A 14,990-nucleotide genomic window follows, 5' to 3' on the forward strand; every position below is an offset into this window, starting at 1 on the left:
CTTCTCCATTTAGAGAGAACAGGATGACCAACCATCCTTGCGGCTGACGGTCATCCTGGTCATTACATCAACAGGTTCACTGTATTGATTACAGGCTGAACACCATCAGGCCACCGCCCATTTGTGTGTGGTTTTGCAGTTCTTTGAACGCACCAACCGCACCCAAACCAGCACTTGGGTCTGTCAGGTCAAATACCAGACCGACACCAGGCCAGCCGCCAACACCGTACATGCTGCCGACGTATTGCTTACCTTTAAAGGAGTAAGTCATTGGAGATCCGATACCACCAGATGGCATCTTGAAGTTCCACAACTCTTTACCGTCTTTGTTATCCAAGGCTTTCAGGTAACCATCCAGCGTTGCATACCAAACCAGGCCGCCTTTGGTGTACAAAGTACCGCCCCAAGCTGCAAACTTCTCCCACTTGGTCCATTTAGCCTTACCAGTGGTCAGGTCAAATGCACGGATTTGGCCCATTTCTTTCTTGGTTGGGCCGTTAGGGCCAGGGTACATCGCCAATGTCGCGCCAACGAAGAACTGACCGGCACGGTATGGCAGCATGAACGGCTCCCAATCCATACAAATGTGGTTCAGGCCAGCGTACAGCGTACGGCTTTCAGGATCGTAAGAATCTACGCCCTGGTTGTGGAAGCCCATCGCTGATGGACAAATGTTGGTGCCTTTATGGTCCATACGTGTCGCGAATTCAGGATCACGTACTGGTGTACCTGTTTTCAGGTCCACTTTCTTGAACACGTTCACAGCCGGGTCGACTTTTTCAGCCACGATCAGGTTGCCGTTTTCGCGGTTCAATGTGTACAAGATACCGTTACGGTCAATGTGGCTCAGCAATGGAGTCATTTTGCCGTTCACTGGCTGGTCGGTCAGCACCATCTGGTTCACACCAGCAAAGTCCCACTCGTCATGTGGCGTCTTTTGGTAGCCCCATTTCGCCATACCGGTGTCCAGATCACGACCCCAAATGGTCATGGTCCACTTGTTGTCGCCAGGACGCATGGTTTCGTTCCATGGTGCCGGGTTACCTGAACCGTAGTAGAACAGGTTCAATTTAGGGTCATAAGCGTACCAACCCCAGTTTGTACCGCCACCAATTTTCCAGGCATCGCCTTCCCAGGTTTTCAGGCCCAGGCCGAATTGACCGTAGTGTGGATTGTCTTTGTTGAAGTCTTTGGACAAACGAATAGACTCGTCAGAACCAGTTGCAAATGCACGCCATTTCAGCTCACCTGTTTTCAGGTCATAAGCGTTCACCGCACCGCGCACACCCAGCTCAGCACCAGAGCAACCCATCAACACAGTGTCTTTCGCCACAAATGGGGCTTGTGTCAGTGTTTGACCCACTTTTGGATCACATACTTCAACTTCCCAGTTGATTTTGCCGGTTTTGGCATCCAACGCCAGCAAGTGACCGTTGGCTTGTTTTTTCACAATTTGACCAGCACCGTAAGCCAGACCACGGTCAACCACGTCACAGCACATCACTGCTTTGGTTGAAGCATCTTGCTTAGGCTTGTGTTGCCAGACAATTTTGCCTGGATCGTTCAGGTTCAAGGCATATGTATTGTTTGGGAAAGCAGAGTGGATGTACATCATGTCGCCAATGACCAATGGCGCACCTTCGTGACCATTGAGTACACCGGTCGAGAATGACCACGCAGCCTTGACGTTTTTAACGTTAGACTTGTTAATTTGCGCCAATGGGCTGTTATGCTGGCTGTAGTAGCCACCGGTGGCAATCGGCCAGGCACCTGCGGTGTTCACTGCCTTGTCGAGATCTGCATCTGCCAGTGCCAGGCCAGAGATACTTGCGAACAAGCCTCCGACCAACGCGCCGACGACGGCACGAGATGTGTTGTTTTTCATACGTTCTCCTAATCACTTAAGAATGAGTTTTGCGTGTTGTCACAAGCACCCCCCCGAATGCCGCACTTCACGACCGAAATTGTTAATAATTTGTAACAATGACAACAGATGAAAGATTCCCTTTGATGGATTCAAGAATTCATCCGCGCAAACCAGCCAACAACGGGAATCTTTCACGGGGCGTTCGCGCGAGATGTGGTCTATAGTTGCGCAGTCTTAATATAAGTCGCGCAGATTCACACATGGCAGACGCTATAGGCCTGCCGTAACAAAGCTTCAAAGTATTTAGTCACTTCAGTCATGCATTCTTATCAACGATCTATGCCAGTCATTGCTGCTATTCACAAACTCGGCAAACTCAGCCGGGCCAGTCAGGACACGCTCATTGTGATGACGGGCGTGGTACTGACTTTTGTCTGCTCGTCGGAGTTTGATCTGGCCGAGCGCGTCAATGCCTGGCTGCTCACCTATGAATATGCGCAGCTGGATGAAGTCCCGCTCACCTTGTTTGTCTTTGTGTTATTGAGTGTTTGGTTCAGCCAGCGCCGCATGCGGGAAATACACGCCGAAATCCAGCGCAGAAAAAGTACAGAAGCGCAATTGAGCAGTAGCCAGCAACTTTATAAAACATTGTTTGATGGCGACCTGACGGGCAATGTCGTGCTGGATATTGACGGTAATATCGGCATGCACAACCGTGCGTTTGACCGTATCTGCCGCCCGCTGGAGGATGACCATAATGCCTGTGCACTGTTTTCATTTGACTGGCTGACTTTTGTCTCGCAACTGCAATATCACCTGGAACTCAACTTCAATAAATTGCAAATCCGGCGACCGGATGGCCTGCCCTGCTATGTCGGTGCCCGTTTTGTGTATGTGCCTGCAGCAGAGCGCAAACCGGCGCAAATACATGGTTATCTTGTCGACATGACCGAGCAATGCCTGGTCGAGCTCGACCTCGAACGCACCCTCAAAGAAAACCGTGTGCTGGCGCGCCATGCCATGCAGATGCAAGAGCAGGAACGCAAATACATCGCCAGTGAGATTCATGATGAAACTGGCCAGTACCTGACGGCGATCCGCATGGACGCACTGACCCTGCAAAAAAGCAATCCGGAGCAGGCACACGTGATTGCGGTCAGAATTGCCTCTAACACCCAGCATGTGCAGCAGTCTATACGTGCGTTGATCAAGCACCTGCGGCCACCGGCACTCGACTCACTGGGGCTGATTGGCGCGGTGGAGCGCCTGGTCAATGACTGGAAAAAACTGAATCCGCAAGTCGACTGCCACTTGGCGCTGGATACCGGCGAACAGACATTAAACGAAGACACCAACATTGTTGCGTTTAGGGTGGTGCAAGAAGCGCTGACCAATATTGCGCGCCATGCCCAGGCCAGCGAGGTGTGGATAGATATTCATATCATCAAGCGCCACGATAAATCCCTGCTGCAAATTGAAATCCGTGATAACGGACAAGGCATGGATACCTCGCAAGCCACTGAAGGCGTCGGCCTGGTTGGCATGCGTGAGCGCATAGAGTCACTGCAAGGCAGTTTTAAACTCATGAGCGGCGTGCAGGCAGGCACCCTGATTACCGGCCTGCTGCCACTCAATGTCAGTAAGCAGGCACGTCCTGCCTCTTCTTTATTGTCAGACCCGGGAGTCAATGACTATGCAACATCGTAAATGGTTAACCCTGATCGCACTCACCGTGCCTTTATTGTCACTGCCTTTGTCGCTGTCGGCCAAAGACCTGCAAACCGAAGAACAACCTTTTTTGCAAGCCTATAGCGGGCAATCGCGGCAGTTTGTCGAAGAACAGTTAGGCAAGCCGATTAAAAAAGAAGTCGCGGTCAAACCGCATAATGCCGACCAGATTTTGCAGCAACAGCAACAAGCAGCGCCAGGCGCGGGCGAGCAAATTGAAATGTGGTATTACCGCGGCAAAATCCAATACGCCCCAAACAAGTTTTTTAATACCGCCGAGCTCACCTTTGCCAACGACAAATGCGTGAACATCACTTTTGCTAACAAAAAGTAAGGCGCGCGCAAACCGATGGCAAAAGTAATGATTGCAGATGACCATGCCATGCTCAGGCAGGGCTTGCGCACCATGCTGGAACAGGCCAACCACCAGGTCACAACAGATGCACTGAGTGGTGAGGAGGCTTGCCTGCTGGTCGAGAAAAATCATCCCGACCTGCTGATTCTGGACCTGGATATGCCAGGCATCGGCGGCCTGGAAACCCTGAAGCGTATTTTGCATCGCAAGCCACAGATGCGGGTGCTGATTTTTAGCATGCATGATGACTGTATCTATGCCACGCGTGCCATCCAGGCCGGTGCACGCGGCTATGTGACCAAAACAGAACCGCCAGAAGTGGTGCTAGAAGCCGTGCAGAAAATCCTCAAAGGCGGACGCTACATTAACAACGAGTTAGCACAGAGTTTGTCCATGTACCATCTGGAGAGTCAGGAAAACCCCATTCAAAAACTGTCGCCACGCGAGTTTGAGGTGTTTAGACGCATTGCGCAGGGCGAGGCGCTGGCAGCCATCGCCAAAGGCATGCATATCGGCTATAAAACCGTAGCTAATATCCAGACCAGTGTCAGGCAAAAGCTGGGGGTAGAAACCACTGGCCAGGTGGTCCATATTGCCGTCCGCTTTGGCATTATCAAAGGCCTGTAGCCGGAGACTATCGTGATTTCCATCATCGCCCGCAAAGAGCTGCGCAGCCTGTTTGCCACGCCCATGGGCTGGCTGGTGCTGGCTATTTTTCAGGCCATTGTCGGTACTTACTACAGCCTGAGTTTTAATCAGTATTTCGAAATCATGCACAGTGCACAATGGCAGGTGCAGCGCATAGGCATCACGCAGTTTATGACCGAAGGCGTGTTTGGTGTGGCGGCGGTACTCATGCTGTTTGTCGTGCCACTTGTGAGCATGAAACTGATCAGCGAAGAGCGTAAAAACCAGACCATGGTATTGCTCATGAGTGCACCCATAAGCATGAGCGAGCTCATACTAGGCAAGCTGCTGGGCATTGTCACTTATTTGAGCACGCTGATTATCAGCATGGTGGTGATGATTGCCATGCTGTTGCCGTGGGCAGAAATTGACCTGCCCTACCTACTGACCAACGCGCTGGGACTCTGGTTGCTGGTCGTCGCCAGTAGCGCACTCGGGCTGTATGTTTCCTGCCTGACAGCTAACCCGATCCTGGCCGCTTTTTGCAGTATGACGGCACTGACCGTCTGCCTGTTACTGGACAAGTTTTTTAGTGACAATCACCAGGCCTTGTTTCATGACCTGTCACTCATGCAGCATTACCGCCAATTTGCCCTGGGCATCCTCAACAGTTACGACGTGCTGTTTTTTGTGCTGTTTGCCGTGTTTTTTATATTGCTTTCTATTCGTCGCTTACACGCAGACCGACTCTATGGCTAAAACCAATCCTGTACGACGTCTATCATTTACGTTTTCGGCCTTGTGGTGGCAACACCGGCTGGTTGTCCCCGCACTGCTGATAGTCACGTTAATGCTGGGTCTGTTTGCCTGGCAGTTTAATATCATGGCAGACACCACACATAATCACCGCAACACACTGTCGGCAGCCAGCATACAAGTGCTCAAGCAGTTACCAGAGCGCATAGAAATCACGGCGTTTTGCAGCAACAGCCCATACAAAGGACGCTATTTCAGAAAATCGATCACGGCCCTGATACAGCGTTATCAACTCTTGCACCCCAACCTGCAACTGCAATTCGTCGATCCAGCCACAGCCCCGACCATGGCACGCGAGTGGCAAATCAAAAAAGAAGGCGAAATGGTTATTCGCTATCGCGATCAACAGCAACACATGTATTTGCCTTACACAGAAGAAGCCTTGACCAATGTGCTGCTGCAACTACAGCACGGCGCGCGTGCACCGCTGCTATTTGCCACAGGCAATGGTGAGCCAGGCCTGCAAGACACCACCAGCGAGGGGGCAAGCCAACTGGGACAAGCCCTGCAAGCCGCGGGCTTACGCGCACTGAGCACCACATCACTGGCGATATTGCCCAACGAACAGGCTGCGCTATCGACCCTGGTGCTGGCCGGCGCTCGCCAGCCATATACACATTCACAGTTGACGGCCATTCAAGCGCATATTCAGCACGGCGGTAACCTGGTTTGGCTGCTAGATACGCCGCAGCAGCAAGGATTAGATGCATTGGCCACACAACTAGGGCTCAGCATCAGCCCCGGTGTAATCATTGATCCCAGCAATCGCCAGTTTGACATTCCACTGCATGCCTTGAGCACGCAGCACTATGCGTCACAAGGCCCCACCCAGGAGTTTGCACTGCGCACATTTTTTGACCACGCGCATGCCATTCAACGGCCACGCCAAGCTGGGGACACCTGGCGCGCGCTGCCGCTGGTCGCCGTGGCTGACCATGGCTGGGTTAGCGCAGACTATCCATCTACACGGTCGGCCACACCACCAGTGTTTAACCCGCAAACAGACACACAGGGCCCGGCCACAGTGATGCTGGCATTAGAAAAAGACCGCCCTACAGGTGAGCGGCAACGCATCTTGATCATCAGTAGCCGCCAATTTTTTAGCAATGCACAGTTACAACGCGGTGGCAATCTGGCACTGAGCATGCAAAGTCTGCAATGGGTGGTCAATAACCAGCCCAGCGTGAGTTTAACTGTCACACCACTGCGAGACAGCGTGATCGCGCTGCCTGCCAAACAGACCTGGCTGATCCTGTTATTTAATGGCTTTCAATTTGGCCTGCCAGCCTTATTATTATGGGCAGGCTGGCTGAGCTGGCGCAGAAAGCAACGTGTTTAAATCAATGCGCGTAATCACAATGGTGTGCTAAAGACATTAACCCTATACGCTTTTTACAATAAAAAACCCCGGCATTACCGGGGTTTTTAACGAGGCCAGCGGCTGATTACAAGCCTGACAGGCCTTTTTCAATCGCTTGATTATGATGCGCTGGCTGCTCTGTGGTTTCAGACACAGGGGCAGCCACGGCTGACTCTGGTTTAGCCTCAGCAGGTGCGGCTGGCACTGCCGGAGCTGCTGTGGCATTGCTATCCATGGTCAGTTTGGAAAAGTCGCCATAAAACTCAACTTTGGCATCTTTACGCAAGGCAGATACTTCGTTTTTAATCACAGTTTGTTGATTAGAGTTCACCAAGAATTGCTGGATCACTGGCTTGGCTTTTTCCAGGTCTACTGGCTGACGGTCAACCTTGGCCAGGAACAACAAGACCAGCGCTTGTGGGCTTTTTACTACCAACGTATCGCCCGCTTTCAGGCTGTTTAACTTTTTCAACAACTCCAGCGGCAATTGCTCAGCGGCCTTACGGCTGGCATTGGCGCTAAAAATGTAGTTATTGTCTTTTAACCACTTGGCCAGATCATCTGCGGTTTTGGCAGCACTGATGCCCGCTTCAATCTCGCTGGCACGTTGCGTGCCGTCTTTCACGGCAAACTCCTGGATCACATAGACGTTACGCTCGCTGAACAATTCAGGATGCGTATCGTAGAACTTCTTGATGTCATCAGCAGATGGTGTCGCTTGTTTGGAAGCGATTTTCTGCATATAGGCCTGCGCCAGCACTTGTTGCTTGGTGGCTTCCAATACCTGCAACACGTTAGGGTCACGGTCCAGTTTCTCATCGACAGACTTCTGCTTGAGCAGCTCCATGTCGACCATTTGCTGCAATACTTTCTCAGACGCAGCCTTGACCTGTGACTGGTCGAGCTTGCCCAGTTTGGACAAAGCAAAATTTAACTGGTGTACAGTAATTTCGCTGCCATTCACTTTGGCAACGACTTGCGAGCCTGCTTTGGCAGCATCGTCATGTTTACTACACCCGGCCATGGCCAGCATCAGTGCTGGCACGATTAATGCGATTTTTTTCATCATCACCCTTTAATATTTGGTATTTTTTGTGTTCTGTTGCGACAAGTCGCCAAACTAATGACGGCCACTCTCAGGCCTATCTTTAGCCCTCATGGGCAACATTTACAACACACATGCTAACACACTCCGGTTACCAATATTGCCAATGACCACCATACACCACCCATAAGCCGAGCACGGCATTGGTGGTCACGTGGGCCAGTATTGATACCCAGAGCACCTGGAATTGACGGTATAACCAGGCATATACCAGTCCTGCCAACAACCCGGCTAACCAGAGTTGGTGTTCCACTGCAAATAATACGCTACTTAGTGCAATTGCATAAGCCGTCACAGCAGCAGGGGCAACCGACATAAAGTCAGCATTATCCAGCCTGCGCATGACATAAGACCGCCAGAACAGCTCTTCGATCACAGGCACCACCAGTGCCGAGCCACTCCAGCGACAAATCAACCAGAATATATCTGCATGCGTTTGCATGGGCATCGCCACGACTGGGCTGGCACCATGCCCGCCCAGCCAGGCTGGATAAGGCGCAATCCACAGTAGAAAGACCAGCCAACCGGCCAACAGTGCGGCCATGGCCTGGTTAAAGGTAGGCGTGACACGCAGCTCGAGATAGTCACGGCGGAAATACAATAATAGCCACAAGGCACACACACTTCGCAGCAGATAGGTTGATTCGGCGCCTAGGCCTAACCAGGTCAAGGCAGCGGCCAGCCACGGTTCTGTCGCCAACAGCAGAATGAATCCGGCAAACGGGTAAATGCGGGCACATTCATGCCGGGTAAACCAGGAGCTTAATAACGCAGTCATGATGCCAGCCGATCCTCAAAAGCCTGCCACAGGCGAAAATGCTCAGGGCGCAGCTATTGTATCAACTTTATTTTCTAGTAGCTGCGTCTGCTTGCCCTGTAGAATATTTTCCAGCTCTACACGTTTGAGCTGGAAAAAAGGCTCTGCCCGCAAAAATCGCTGATACGCCCCGGCATCCGCGTATAAGTTCACCAGGTCGTGGCCATAACTATACAAGCGGCTGTTTTTCTCTTCACAGGCCACCAGTTGCTGATGTTCTGCGCTCACCTTGCTCACCAAGCCTTTACGCTGATGATCATTGGTATCTAGGTCAGCTTTCGCCACCTTTAGTTGCTGCTCGGTCTTTTCGAGTAATTGCGTCTGCTCGGCTAGCTGCGCTTGCAATTGCTGCACTTGTGCTGACAACGCCGTTTTCTCCTGGCTCAGCTTCTGGTTATCAGACGTAAGCTGCTGATTACGTTTAACCTGTCCCTGCAGTTTGGCCGAATGTGCCTTCTGCGAACTCTGCGCCTCGCCCAGCGCCTGCGACAGGTCTTTTTTCTCTTGCTCAAACTGGCTCTGCATGGCCGATTTCTCAGTCTCCAGGTCCTGCTTCATCTTTTGCATTAAAATCGCCGCGCGCTTAGCCGCCTTGTCCTGCTTTTCGGCGGCCATACTGTGGTTTGCAAACAAGCCCAAGCAGCAAACGCTCAGCAAGAGTGACACCATGATTTTCATGCTATTCCTTTAGAATCGGCCATTAAAGTCGACAAAAAATGTATCTACCGAGAATGGCAAGCCAGAAATCTCGTCTGCGCTGACATAGCGTGAAGATAACCAGGCATTTTTGCCTACACCATACTGTGCGCCCACATAAAAGCCTTTGGCATCTGTGCCACCGAGACGGAAGTTAGAGTCGGTGAAACCATCCAGTGTGGCATCTGCCTCCAGGCGGCGATAACCACCAAACACCTGCCAGTCATGCAGCTTCTTGATCATGGGATGACCCACCATCAATGCAAGCTCATAACCCTCATTTTCTTTTTTGTAGGTGTTGCCAGTGCGGCGCTGAATTTCTTTCTGATCAAAGCCGATGTTTTGCACATAAGCACCATGCAAGATGACATGCACCGGGTCAAACACGGCCAAATCCACTTCACCGGTAAAGTTAATCAACTGAAACTGAGAGGCCAGTCCACAGATGCCGCCTGAACCACACAAACTACCATTGGTCGTACCATCATTAATACTGAATGTATGGTTACCTTTTTGACGCCACAGCGGCACGGTGCCGGCATATTTGAGGCTATCATTGACCGGATTGCGCTCACCTTCTACATTTTTAAAATCGTAGTAAGCCACGCCTAATTTGACCTTGCTATCATTGCTGGCAGTCCACTCAATGCCACCCTGTGCGGCATACATCCACTTGTCACCGGCCTTGTTGGTATTAGAGCTTTCTACCTCTTCAATCGGGAATGCGCCCACTGAGGAGAATAGCTTCCAATGCCTGTTAATCGCTGGATTCGCACGTGCTACAAAACCATCAAATGCCAGGTCAGGATCCCACAGCAAGTCCGTGCCAAATACCTGGTTGCCGGTAAAGAATGGGTTAGCAAATCGCCCCCCGCTCAATGTCAGCCAGTCATAAGGCTTGGCCTCAAGAAAAGCACGGTCCAGCCCGAACACAAACTTGCCTTGAGAGAACCCCTCGGTCTGGTTTGGGGTCACTGGTGTTTGCAACATCCCGGTGGTGAAGCGAATACCACCATCCAGCCACTCGTTAATATGTATATTCGCACCAAAGAATGCACGCACACGCTGACGCTCGCGATCTTCAGTCGTGTTATTAACGACCATATTCTGCACTTCGCTACTTGCCAAAGCGCCGGGAATGGCATTGCTATCGCTAAACATATCCTGCTGATAACGTAAACGCAGGGCACCTGTCCACTCTATGCGGTCTATCCACTCAGGAATGCCCAATCGCTCACCTGCTTTGTAATTGAGCTTTTTCATGACTTCTTGCTCAATTTCAGCACGCATTTCATTTTTAACATGCTCAGGCACATATTGCACACGAATAGCCTTGGGCTGACCGCCGACCGCCTGCTCCACTGGCTGTGGGTTCTGTGCCGCTAAAGCCTCGGCCTCTTCTTTGGCCTTCTGTTTGGCTTGTTGTGCCTGCTGCAATAAGGTATCCGCCTTTTGTTTTGACAGCAAGCCTTCTTGTACCAACAACTCAATCAAACTCATGGTAGTTGCCCGTACCTCTTCGAGCGATTCACGCTCGCCCGCGGCTACATTGGCTGATTGCGCCCCAAGCAGGCTAGCCACCACCAAAGGAATCATCCAGTTTTTTGCTTTAATGTTCATTCTCTTTCCCTAATTACTAAGCGCTTTTACCGCGTTGCCTGTCGCATGTTTAAGACATATTTTTTGAAGCCATTCGGACGACGACTTTTCTTGGCATATCCTCTGGCGCAGATTCCTTCAATGGCGGAATCCTGCTCAATACCTTGCGAATCAAGGCATCAATTTCCGCATCCCCGCTGGAATCAATCAATTCGGCATGATCAATATCCCCTTGCGCCGTTAAGAACACCCTGACATCCACCTGATACTTGACTTTGTTCAAGCCATTTTCAGCATCCAGGGCTTTTTTGATCTGCGCATCGACCTTGTTGGTAAACCAGGCAAATGCCGCCATATTTTTCTTGCCACCGATTTTGGGGCCGGTAGTGACATCACCACCTTTGTACTCGTTGTTCACCGCCCCGGCCTGGAACGGGCTAGGACCATCGCCAGCAGCCCCTTCCATTTTGAGGTTCTCTGCTGGAGGCGCCTCTACGGGCTTGGGTTCAGGCTCTTTGGGTGCTTCCTTCGGTTGCTCTTTGGGCGTTTCCTTAGGCGGCTCTTTTGGCGGTGGGGGTGGCGGAGGAGGCGGTGTATCCGGCAACAATTTCACCGTGGTGATTTGCTTTTTATGCGCAGGGCCACCTGACAATAACTTTTTAATGCCATACCCTATACCCGCCAATACAGCCAGCACCAGCAACGCCACGACAACGCGTGTCGCCCATAAGCGCGTGGCAGAGTCAGGGGTTTCTTCTGCAACGGCATCCATGTCATGCAATGCCATGCTTATGTCCCAATCTTGCCGGTCACCAGGCCGACATTTTCAATTTGCAGACGGTTGACCAGGTCAATCACGCCGATGACCCCGGCATAAGGCGCTTGCGCCTGGCCTTTGATCATGACGTTGAATTTCGGGTCCATGGCCTTGGCCTGGTTGAGCTGGGTTTCCAGCTCGGCCATGCTTACACCCACCCCGTTAATCGTCAGCGTGCCGCCCTGCTGCACCTGCACGATTTTGATGTCGTGTTTTTCGGTGCTAGGCTTGTTAGAGGGCTTGGGCAGATTCATGGTCAGGCCCTGCACACCAGCGGTGGTCATCAGAATAAAAATCACTAACAGCACATAGGCCAGATCGAGCATAGGCGTGATGTTGATGGTGTCGTAAGGTTGGGCGTCGTTTTGGACTTGCATGGCTTACTCCACCACTTTCTTGGTCACCAGGCCGACTTCGGTGATGTCCAAGCGTTTACAGATTTCGAGCACTTCGGACACCTTTTCATAATGCGCAGCCGCATCGCCTTTAAGCACCACAGGCAACTCGGGATTACTGCTTTTATATTCCGCCAGACGCTGCTCCAGTTGCGCCATATCCACCGGAAAAGCATCCAGGTAAACGCTGCCATCACTGGTCACGGTGATGGCCCGCATTTGCGGCTTGGCCAGCGCGGCAGAGTTCACGGTATGCGGCATATCGACTTTGACGCCTTGCACGGATGCTGTAGTCATGATGATAAAAATCACCAGCAATACGTACGCCAGGTCCAGCATGGGCGTAATATTGATTTCATCGTATAGCTGGTTCTCTTCTTTGACGCCTTCTGACATCGTCTAAACCTTATTCCTTACCGTACAGTTCGGCGGTACGGGTAATGAACTCATCGACAAAAATCTGCATGGCGATGGTGATGTTTTTGACGCGGCTGGCCAGGTAGTTGTAACCAAACAGCGCCGGAATCGCCACGCCCAAGCCTGCAACCGTGGCTAACAAAGCCGCCGCAATACCCGGCGCAATCGCGTTCACGTTGACGTCACCCGCCGCAGCAATCGCGGCAAAGGTAATCATCACACCAACCACCGTGCCCAGCAGGCCGAGGAAAGGACCACCGGAAATCGCGATCGTGAGCAACACCATCATGCTGTTCAGGCGCTGGGTTTCACGCACCTGGTCAGCATCCACGGCTGCTTTAATGGCATCAATCGACGCGCCACTCAGTTCGACTTTGCCTTCATGTTCACGTTTTTTAATCTCACGCAAACCAGCTTTATACAAACCGAACAGGTTGGAGTTGGCATAGGTGCCGGATTTATCCAGGTCCAGCAAATCCTTGGCAGACGCCTGCTGGAAGCGCTTGAGGAACAAGGCATTGTCTTTGTCGGTGCGCACCACCAAACGGGCTTTGCTCACCATGACCCACACGCTGATGGCGAACATCACCGCCAGGATCGCGATCACTACTTTTGCATCGACGGTCAGGCTGTCGATCAGGATGCCCATGTAGTTGGCTTCGCCGCCTTCACCCTCTTCTTCACCATCGGCGGCGATGACTTTAACCATGCTGGCATCCGCGCCTTGTGATTTCGCCACCAGTGCCAGCCAGGCAGCACTACGTGCCGTCGAAGCAAGTTGTAACTCATCCACTTCTGCATTCAAGTTTTGCCCTAAAGTGAATTCCGCGTTCGCCTGCGCATCGCTCGCTTCCACTTGTCCAGCCACTTGACCATTGACATACACAATGGCCTGACCAGCCTGGAATACCACGGCAAGATGCTGCCACTGGCCAGCCTTCAATTCACCAGCTTGGGTACTGGCGGCACCAGCATGCAGTGCCAGGGCGCTACCTTCCAGGGTTAACTTCACGTTACCACTTTTGAAAATCTCAGCAGTTTGTGGCAAATTGGCCGGCTTCAGCCAGACAGACCAAGTCATGCCGTTGGCCAAGACTGGTTCAGCTGACAAAGCAATCGTTAACGGGCTGTTGCTTAAAGTGGCACTTTCGGCAATCAAGCCAGCTTTTTGCACCACTGCATTGCCTCTTGCGGTCAATTGCGCAGGACCACTGTCTTTGAGCAATGCGTTATCGGCAAACGCAAAGCGGGCCAGTAAAGCCGAATCATTCAGGGCTTGACCATCACTGACCGATTTGGCACCTTCGTTACCGGTATACAAGCTGATCGCCAGCTCTTTATTAGCCGCAGACACTTGCGGCAGCACCACCCAGGCCACGGCCAGCTCGTTCACCGCGTCGTATTTTTCCAGTGAGAATTTGAGTTCTGTTTTATCATCCGCAGCGATAAAACGCAGGTCAGCGCCATCCACATTGGCACCGGTAAAATCAAAATTGCCAGAATGCAGGCGCACCAATACCGGCGCCTGATTCACTGCCTCTTTAATATTGGCGGTTTCTATCGTAATTTTTTGTTGTGTCGCCCAATCTGCATTCCATGCTGCCATGACTGTCGTAGACAGGCTGAGCCCTAATAATCCAACCAATAAACCAAGTGTTTTCTTCATAGCTTCGCTGACGAGTTAATTCGAGCAGCAAGTCTATAGAGCGAATGTTGCAGACAAATTAAGATCGGACTAGTCGGACTATTTATTTCTGACACACATTTTTTTGGCAGGATGACAGGCAATAAAAAAGCCCGGCGAACCGGGCTTGGTCGTGCATTGCACACGTGGGTGAACTATTGCACACCTGAGTGAATTTAAGATTGACGGCGGGCAGCGATCCAACCAATCAGGCCCAAACCAGCCAGGATCAGGCCAGATTGTGTTGGCTCTGGCACTGCTGCGGCATAGGCCAGACTACCGGTGCCAGACAGGCCCAGCGCCGTGTCATAAGCAAAGAAAGCATCTGAAGTATCTGCATCACCTGCGATCAGGCTGAAACCAATCGCTGGGCTGTTTGAGTCTACAGACCACTCCAGGCCGGTAAACACGCCGTCCTGAAACACCGCAGTAGCGTCTGCCAAGGCTGGGGTGCCCAGGTTAAACAGGCTGCCGCCAAAGTTAAAGTTCAACGTGCTCAGGTTGAGCAGCTCAGTGCCTGATGCCAGCAGACCGGCATCGTCAAAGCTGAACTGGCCCTGGTAGCTAGTGCCGTTGTAATAACCGGACTCGACCTGGCCTGCAAACTGCAGGGATTGAATGGCTGCCTGGGCTGGCATGGCCATGCTTACAGACGTGGCCAGCAAAGCAACCAGTGTGATTTTTTTCATTAAATAATTCATTGCAAA

At 51.8% G+C, this 14,990-nt stretch carries 15 protein-coding genes; 5 read left to right on the forward strand and 10 right to left on the reverse strand.

The genetic code is table 11. The features are described from left to right. Window positions 1-88 precede the first annotated feature (88 nt). Complete coding sequence (locus tag INP78_RS13400) at window positions 89-1,885, reverse strand: methanol/ethanol family PQQ-dependent dehydrogenase (protein WP_194742696.1); 1,797 nt, start codon at window positions 1,883-1,885, stop codon at window positions 89-91. 321 nt (window positions 1,886-2,206) lie between these two features. Here INP78_RS13400 and INP78_RS13405 point away from each other — a divergent pair, with 321 nt between their 5' ends. The 5 genes from INP78_RS13405 to INP78_RS13425 are packed head-to-tail and all read left to right on the forward strand — an operon-like array spanning window position 2,207 to window position 6,732. Beyond that, window positions 2,207-3,574 (forward strand): sensor histidine kinase, encoded by a 1,368-nt coding sequence (locus tag INP78_RS13405; RefSeq protein WP_194742697.1) that lies wholly within the window; start codon window positions 2,207-2,209, stop codon window positions 3,572-3,574. Beyond that, window positions 3,561-3,929 carry a hypothetical protein gene (locus INP78_RS13410; RefSeq protein ID WP_194742698.1) on the forward strand — a complete coding sequence of 123 codons (369 nt, stop codon included), beginning with the start codon at window positions 3,561-3,563 and terminating at the stop codon, window positions 3,927-3,929. Before INP78_RS13405 ends, INP78_RS13410 begins: the two co-directional genes overlap by 14 nt. 15 nt (window positions 3,930-3,944) lie before the next feature. Next, entirely contained in the window at window positions 3,945-4,577 is a 633-nt protein-coding gene (locus INP78_RS13415; protein ID WP_194742699.1) for a response regulator transcription factor, read from the forward strand. Between the two features lie 12 nt (window positions 4,578-4,589). Continuing rightward, entirely contained in the window at window positions 4,590-5,336 is a 747-nt protein-coding gene (locus tag INP78_RS13420) for an ABC transporter permease (RefSeq protein ID WP_194742700.1), read from the forward strand. Beyond that, window positions 5,329-6,732 carry a GldG family protein gene (locus INP78_RS13425; RefSeq protein ID WP_194742701.1) on the forward strand — a complete coding sequence of 468 codons (1,404 nt, stop codon included), beginning with the start codon at window positions 5,329-5,331 and terminating at the stop codon, window positions 6,730-6,732. The genes INP78_RS13420 and INP78_RS13425 overlap by 8 nt, the downstream gene beginning before the upstream one ends. A 106-nt stretch (window positions 6,733-6,838) precedes the next feature. Here the strand turns inward: INP78_RS13425 and INP78_RS13430 are convergent, their stop codons facing one another. The 9 genes from INP78_RS13430 to INP78_RS13470 all read right to left on the reverse strand — a co-directional run bounded on the left by INP78_RS13430 (window position 6,839) and on the right by INP78_RS13470 (window position 14,972). Continuing rightward, window positions 6,839-7,822 (reverse strand): EpsD family peptidyl-prolyl cis-trans isomerase, encoded by a 984-nt coding sequence (locus tag INP78_RS13430; RefSeq protein ID WP_228522899.1) that lies wholly within the window; start codon window positions 7,820-7,822, stop codon window positions 6,839-6,841. 127 nt (window positions 7,823-7,949) lie between these two features. Then, window positions 7,950-8,636: a CAAX prenyl protease-related protein gene (locus tag INP78_RS13435; RefSeq protein WP_194742702.1), complete on the reverse strand. Its 687-nt coding sequence runs from the start codon at window positions 8,634-8,636 to the stop codon at window positions 7,950-7,952. A 42-nt stretch (window positions 8,637-8,678) separates the two neighbouring features. Next, complete coding sequence (locus INP78_RS13440) at window positions 8,679-9,353, reverse strand: hypothetical protein (protein WP_194742703.1); 675 nt, start codon at window positions 9,351-9,353, stop codon at window positions 8,679-8,681. Between the two features lie 9 nt (window positions 9,354-9,362). Continuing rightward, window positions 9,363-10,991 carry a putative porin gene (locus INP78_RS13445; RefSeq protein ID WP_194742704.1) on the reverse strand — a complete coding sequence of 543 codons (1,629 nt, stop codon included), beginning with the start codon at window positions 10,989-10,991 and terminating at the stop codon, window positions 9,363-9,365. 49 nt (window positions 10,992-11,040) lie between these two features. Continuing rightward, window positions 11,041-11,757 carry a TonB C-terminal domain-containing protein gene (locus INP78_RS13450; protein ID WP_194742705.1) on the reverse strand — a complete coding sequence of 239 codons (717 nt, stop codon included), beginning with the start codon at window positions 11,755-11,757 and terminating at the stop codon, window positions 11,041-11,043. A 2-nt stretch (window positions 11,758-11,759) separates the two neighbouring features. Next, on the reverse strand, window positions 11,760-12,164 hold the full coding sequence (locus INP78_RS13455) for a biopolymer transporter ExbD (protein ID WP_019883050.1): 405 nt from the start codon (window positions 12,162-12,164) through the stop codon (window positions 11,760-11,762). A gap of 3 nt (window positions 12,165-12,167) precedes the next feature. Beyond that, window positions 12,168-12,578: a biopolymer transporter ExbD gene (locus INP78_RS13460; protein WP_019883051.1), complete on the reverse strand. Its 411-nt coding sequence runs from the start codon at window positions 12,576-12,578 to the stop codon at window positions 12,168-12,170. Between the two features lie 10 nt (window positions 12,579-12,588). Next, window positions 12,589-14,265, reverse strand: a complete 1,677-nt coding sequence (locus tag INP78_RS13465; RefSeq protein WP_194742706.1) for a DUF2341 domain-containing protein — start codon at window positions 14,263-14,265, stop codon at window positions 12,589-12,591. Window positions 14,266-14,459: 194 nt separating this feature from the next. Beyond that, complete coding sequence (locus tag INP78_RS13470; RefSeq protein ID WP_228522900.1) at window positions 14,460-14,972, reverse strand: PEP-CTERM sorting domain-containing protein; 513 nt, start codon at window positions 14,970-14,972, stop codon at window positions 14,460-14,462. Between the last annotated feature and the right edge of the window lie 18 nt (window positions 14,973-14,990).

The organism is Methylophilus sp. 14, assembly GCF_015354345.1.
GTDB lineage: Bacteria > Pseudomonadota > Gammaproteobacteria > Burkholderiales > Methylophilaceae > Methylophilus.

Bases quoted from the DNA above. Each gene is read 5' to 3' on its own strand.
- INP78_RS13400 (WP_194742696.1), bottom strand. From the start codon at position 1,885: ATGAAAAACAACACATCTCGTGCCGTCGTCGGCGCGTTGGTCGGAGGC.
- INP78_RS13405 (WP_194742697.1), top strand. From the start codon at position 2,207: ATGCCAGTCATTGCTGCTATTCACAAACTCGGCAAACTCAGCCGGGCC.
- INP78_RS13410 (WP_194742698.1), top strand. From the start codon at position 3,561: ATGCAACATCGTAAATGGTTAACCCTGATCGCACTCACCGTGCCTTTA.
- INP78_RS13415 (WP_194742699.1), top strand. From the start codon at position 3,945: ATGGCAAAAGTAATGATTGCAGATGACCATGCCATGCTCAGGCAGGGC.
- INP78_RS13425 (WP_194742701.1), top strand. From the start codon at position 5,329: ATGGCTAAAACCAATCCTGTACGACGTCTATCATTTACGTTTTCGGCC.
- INP78_RS13430 (WP_228522899.1), bottom strand. From the start codon at position 7,822: ATGATGAAAAAAATCGCATTAATCGTGCCAGCACTGATGCTGGCCATG.
- INP78_RS13435 (WP_194742702.1), bottom strand. From the start codon at position 8,636: ATGACTGCGTTATTAAGCTCCTGGTTTACCCGGCATGAATGTGCCCGC.
- INP78_RS13440 (WP_194742703.1), bottom strand. From the start codon at position 9,353: ATGAAAATCATGGTGTCACTCTTGCTGAGCGTTTGCTGCTTGGGCTTG.
- INP78_RS13445 (WP_194742704.1), bottom strand. From the start codon at position 10,991: ATGAACATTAAAGCAAAAAACTGGATGATTCCTTTGGTGGTGGCTAGC.
- INP78_RS13450 (WP_194742705.1), bottom strand. From the start codon at position 11,757: ATGGCATTGCATGACATGGATGCCGTTGCAGAAGAAACCCCTGACTCT.
- INP78_RS13455 (WP_019883050.1), bottom strand. From the start codon at position 12,164: ATGCAAGTCCAAAACGACGCCCAACCTTACGACACCATCAACATCACG.
- INP78_RS13460 (WP_019883051.1), bottom strand. From the start codon at position 12,578: ATGTCAGAAGGCGTCAAAGAAGAGAACCAGCTATACGATGAAATCAAT.
- INP78_RS13465 (WP_194742706.1), bottom strand. From the start codon at position 14,265: ATGAAGAAAACACTTGGTTTATTGGTTGGATTATTAGGGCTCAGCCTG.
- INP78_RS13470 (WP_228522900.1), bottom strand. From the start codon at position 14,972: ATGAAAAAAATCACACTGGTTGCTTTGCTGGCCACGTCTGTAAGCATG.